Source organism: Pedobacter sp. (assembly GCF_045628745.1).
In the GTDB taxonomy this organism is placed as follows: Bacteria; Bacteroidota; Bacteroidia; order Sphingobacteriales; family Sphingobacteriaceae; genus Pedobacter.
In genome coordinates this window covers 1-3,272 of the sequence record NZ_JAZQPU010000461.1, presented here as the reverse complement: position 1 = coordinate 3,272, position 3,272 = coordinate 1, and the positions used below count along the sequence as shown (strand labels likewise).

The 3,272-nt window shown below is 39.0% G+C and carries 2 protein-coding genes; both read left to right on the top strand.

Features of this window, described 5'->3' with window-relative positions; translation table 11 throughout:
* Nucleotides 1-235: 235 nt before the first annotated feature.
* Entirely contained in the window at nucleotides 236-1,333 is a 1,098-nt protein-coding gene (locus tag ACR2F7_RS16595) for a redoxin family protein (RefSeq protein ID WP_432714656.1), read from the top strand.
* Nucleotides 1,334-1,893: 560 nt separating this feature from the next.
* Complete coding sequence (locus ACR2F7_RS16590) at nucleotides 1,894-3,090, top strand: multidrug effflux MFS transporter (RefSeq protein ID WP_432714655.1); 1,197 nt, start codon at nucleotides 1,894-1,896, stop codon at nucleotides 3,088-3,090.
* The last annotated feature ends 182 nt before the right edge of the window (nucleotides 3,091-3,272 follow it).

Here is a 3,272-nt window from a genome sequence, read left to right as displayed (position 1 = left end):
GCTGTAAAAAAAGCAAGACTTGCTGTGGCTACCTGGGATGGTACGGAAGGGAGATTATATTTCTTCTCTATACCAAATTTGGGCACTATTGGTCAACCCACCCATACCTTAAGAGGCTTTTCTCAAATTGTTGACCTGGTCTATAAATATTAAACATCATTAGCTTCCTGCCTAAGCTAGGCAGGAATGCTTTACCATTTTTTAAAATTAAAATATGAAATTTAACCATCAAAAAATGAAGTTCCTAACCAAGACCCTCGTGGTTTTTGCTTGTGCAGCTTCTTCAGCTATTTCAGTAAACGGACAACAAGCCGGGAAATATAAAATTACGGGCGATATACAAGGCCTTAGCGATGCTAAAATTTACTTAAGCACCTGGATCAAGGGCAAAGAGGTAAAAGATTCTGTACTGAGCAAACAGGGCCATTTTGAATTTAATGGAACAGCACCCGGTACATTACTTTATTCCGTAGGCTTGGCTAAGCAGAAATATGTAAATTTATTTGTACAGCCCAGTGAAAAGATTACCTTAAAAGGCTCTTTAGATAATTTAAAGCAAATTGAGATTAAAGGTGCAGCCGAAAATCCGGTATGGCAAGAATGGGGCACTGCCTGGTCAGGCTTGACTGCCCGTGCTGGTGTGCTCTATAAAAAGTCAGATAGTCTCGGTAAAGATGGCGACCGCACTGAAGTAACTAAAGGTTTCGATAAGCTGAATCAAGATTTGATAGAAACTGTAGAGGCATTTGTTAAAAAATATCCGTCATCTGCAGTGATGCCTTTTATCATCACAGATCGTTTTGTTAACTATCCCAATCCAGAAAAAGCAGCAAGTACCTATGCCGCATTAAGCGATAAAGCTAAAAACTCTTTATACGGTAAAGAATTGGGTGCATCGCTCCTGATCAGTGCAAAAACAAAAATTGGTGTTAAACCAAGTTTTACCTTGCCAGATGTTAATGGCAAAGCTATTTCTTTAGCTTCCTTGAAAGGTAAAGTTGTGCTGGTTGACTTTTGGGCAAGCTGGTGTGGACCTTGTCGCAAGGAAAACCCTAATTTAGTAAAAGCTTACGAGAAGTATAAAAGCAAGGGATTTGAGATTATCGGTGTATCTTTAGATAATAAAAAAAATGCCTGGGAAAGTGCCATTAAAGCTGATCAACTGGCTTGGCTGCATGTTTCTGACCTTAAAGGCTGGAACAGTGAGCTGGCTGCCGAATATGGTATTAAAAGTATCCCGACCAGCTTTTTAGTAGATGCAGAAGGAACGATCATTGCCAAAGATTTACGTGGCGAGGACTTGGAGAAAAAGTTAGCTACGCTATTTAAATAGGCTAACTACTGTTTTGAAATTCGCTAAAGCTTTATTTAGCGCATGGTAAACAGGTAAAATGCTTGTTTTACATACAAGGATCTTTCTACCCTTGGAAATATCTAATTCAAAATAAACGGGTAAAACGAGCCGTTTATAGATAACTTATTAAAGCCTAAAATTTTGCTAAAGAAACGGGGACAATGAAAATTGTTCCCGTTTCTTGTTTAAAGAAGGTTAATGGATGGTTAGGTGACAGGTTGTAATGACAGCGCATCCAGTGTACCATGAGTCCACAGTGAGTCCACCCTTTGTTTGGCTAAACGTGGACCCACCGTGGACCCATGGTGGACTCATTGTGGACTCACCCATACTGAGCATACAGCCGACCCCTAATTTTAATTTTCTATTAAGGCTATTTAAGATTTCAGTTCTTGTGTGGCACAGAAGAGCTGACATTAGTTTCATCATCGACATTATTGCTAAGCAGAATTATAGCTATTGTCTTTAACAGTTATGTAAAAATTAGGATATGGAAAAAAAATGCTGAATCTTTGCGCCTCTTAAAAATAACACCATTAATGACAAAATCAAAAAACTTTTATTTAATCTTGATTTTAGGATCTCTGGCTGCGCTGGGACCCTTTTCTATAGATATGTATTTACCCGGCTTCGACGCTATTGCTAAAGACCTAAACACAACTGTACCAAAGGTTTCGCTATCCTTGTCGGGATTTTTCATTGGGATCTCTTTCGGACAATTACTTTACGGTCCTTTGCTTGATAAATTTGGCCGTAAAAAACCTTTGTATATTGGTTTATTGCTTTACATATTGGCTTCTTTAGGCTGTTTGGCTGTAAAGGATATCAACCAGTTAATTGTATTGCGATTTATTCAAGCTATAGGAAGTTGTGCCACCGCTGTGGCATCAGTAGCCATGGTTCGTGATTTGTTTGCCGTTAAAGATAGTCCGAAGGTTTTTGCCTCCCTGATGCTGGTTATTGCCGTATCGCCGATGTTGGCTCCTACAGCAGGTGGTTATTTAATTACGAGCCTTGGCTGGCAATCGGTATTTGTGTTTTTAGCTTTCATGGGTTTGCTATTATTACTTTCCTCCTATTTCTTTTTACCAGAGAGTTATCAACCAGATCCTACCTATTCTTTAAAACCAGGGCCGATGTTACAGAAGTTTTCAAGTGTACTTGTGGAACCTCAGTTTTACACTTACGGCTTAATCACTTCCCTATCTTTTGCAGGTTTATTTACCTATGTATCGGCCTCACCCATGATCTTCATGAATTTATATGGGGTGAGTAAAACAGGTTACGGTTGGATCTTTGCTCTTTTATCACTTGCTTTTATTGGCTCTAGTCAGGTAAACAGCCTGATTCTTCGCTGGCATAGCAGCAAGAAAATTGTCACCTGGGCATTAATTGCTCAAGGGATATTTAGCTTTTTGTTTCTACTTGCAGCAGTTAATAATATGCTTAACCTTTATAGCACCATTGCTTTTATTGCTTTATTTTTAGTTTGCTTAGGGCTAATCAATCCAAATGCTGCGGCCTTGTCTCTTGCTCCTTTTACGAAAAATGCAGGTAGTGCTTCTGCTTTAATGGGCGCTTTGCAAATGGGTTTAGGTGCCTTGGCATCCTTCGCTGTGAGCTTCTTCCCGGAACAATCGGTGTTGCCAATGCCATTGATTATGACGGTTGCCGTGTTTATTGCACTTTTAGTGCTGTTAAAAGGAAGTAAAGTAGTAGTGAAACGAACAATTTAGTTGTTCGTTATCAGGAGTTTGTGGGTTTTTGATGGTCTAGAGGCTATTTATTTAAAATTATACGCAGGATTTTTAAATGTAAATCATATATTTGCATCACAATAAACGGAAACGTTTAGTGTAAAGTTCTGAAAAGGACTTTGATTCCGTAGCTCAGCTGGTAGAGCATTACACTTTTAATG

Bases quoted from the DNA above. Each gene is read 5' to 3' on its own strand.
- ACR2F7_RS16595 (WP_432714656.1), top strand. From the start codon at position 236: ATGAAGTTCCTAACCAAGACCCTCGTGGTTTTTGCTTGTGCAGCTTCT.
- ACR2F7_RS16590 (WP_432714655.1), top strand. From the start codon at position 1,894: ATGACAAAATCAAAAAACTTTTATTTAATCTTGATTTTAGGATCTCTG.